General features: G+C 57.4%; 1 protein-coding gene. It reads left to right on the plus strand.

Annotated elements, in window-relative coordinates; genetic code table 11:
- Positions 1-63 precede the first annotated feature (63 nt).
- Positions 64-1,151, plus strand: a protein-coding gene (locus ACWNCF_RS02370; protein ID WP_449405881.1) for an IS3 family transposase whose coding sequence is annotated in 2 segments (ribosomal slippage) — positions 64-316 and positions 316-1,151 — 1,089 coding nt in all. Because the reading frame shifts where the segments join, the coding sequence is not laid out codon by codon here.
- The last annotated feature ends 28 nt before the right edge of the window (positions 1,152-1,179 follow it).

The following is a 1,179-nucleotide window of genomic DNA, read 5'->3' on the forward strand; positions in this document are numbered from 1 at the left end:
GTAATCCCCCCGCAAAAAGAGCGCGTTTAGAAGTAGAATTTTCTACTTAACAGAAAGCTCTACATGAAGACGTCCCGCTTTACCGACAGCCAGATCATCGCCATCCTCAAGCAAGCCGAAGCCGGCAGCCCTGTCCCGGAGCTGTGCCGCGAGCACGGCATAAGCAATGCCACGTTTTATAAATGGCGCGCCAAGTACGGCGGCATGGACGCGTCGCTCATGGCACGCATGAAGGAGTTGGAGGACGAGAATCGGCGCTTGAAGAAGATGTATGCCGAGGAGCGTCTCAAGGCCGAAATCGTCGCCGAGGCGCTGACAAAAAAGTGGTAGCGCCATCTCAGCGGCGAGAGATGGCGCAGTGGGCCGTGGCACAGCGGTCAGCCACGATTAATCTGGCATGCCGGGCGTTTGGCATCAGCCAGACCTGCTACCGGTACAAGGCCAAGCTGGACGAGGAAAACAGCCTCATCGCTGATTGGTTGGTGCGGCTAACGAACAACCAGCGGAACTGGGGCTTCGGGCTGTGTTTCCTGTACCTGCGCAACGTCAAAGGGTTCAAATGGAACCACAAGCGCGTCTACAGGATTTATCGTGAGCTCGAGCTGAACCTGCGGATCAAGCCCCGTCACCGCCTGGTACGCGAGAAGCCGCTGCCATTGGCTGTGCCGACTGCGATCAACCAGAGCTGGTCGATGGACTTCATGCATGACCAGCTTGCCGACGGACGCAGCATCCGCCTGTTCAACGTCATCGATGACTTCAACCGCGAGGGCTTGGGAATTGAGGTCGACTTCTCGCTGCCATCTGAACGCGTCGTCAGGTCGCTGGACCGGATTATCGAATGGCGCGGCAAACCGAACGCGATCCGCTGCGACAACGGCCCGGAATACATCAGCGCAGTGACGTTGGCTTGGGCTGCCAGGCGCGGCATCCGCATCGATTTCATCCAGCCAGGCCAGCCTCAGCAAAACGCCTACGTTGAGCGTTATAACAGGACCGTGCGCTACGACTGGCTAGCGCATCATCTCTTTGAAACGCTCGACCAGATCCAGGAATTTGCCACTCGCTGGCTGTGGACCTACAATCACGACCGGCCGAACATGGCACTCGGCGGTATCACACCAAAACAGAAACTTGCCCTTGCCGCTTAACCTCTACTTTTAGCGCGCTCTAAAAACG

It is taken from the genome of Massilia phosphatilytica (assembly GCF_977014125.1).